Source organism: Dellaglioa sp. CoH-56-MRSF-10 (assembly GCF_056782175.1).
This window is the reverse complement of the sequence record NZ_JBXAYF010000141.1, coordinates 1-249: the sequence shown is the minus strand read 5'-3', so window position 1 is coordinate 249 and position 249 is coordinate 1. Positions and strand designations below refer to the sequence as shown.

Genomic DNA, 249 nt, shown 5'->3' with positions numbered 1-249 from the left:
GCGCCTCGAAGAATTTATGGCCATTATGTGGCCAACAGACGTGGAGTGGCAAAAGCCGTGGATCGGGTTCTCCGAATTCGTGTTCTCAGACGATCCGCACAACATCGATTGGTGGGGCTTCTGGTCGATGCCGGTCAATACGATTCGTTACCGCTTCAGTGATGGCGTATATCTGCCTGCTCTTGCCTTCAACCTCAATGCTATGGTTGCGCCCGCAAAGAACCCGGTCAATCCGACACCGCCCACAAA

The 249-nt window shown here is 53.8% G+C and carries 1 protein-coding gene; it reads left to right on the top strand.

The window, feature by feature from the left end; genetic code table 11:
• Nucleotides 1-16: 16 nt before the first annotated feature.
• The coding region (locus AC1RP4_RS08095) for a hypothetical protein (RefSeq protein WP_481763292.1) at nucleotides 17-249 on the top strand (233 nt) is incomplete at its 3' end.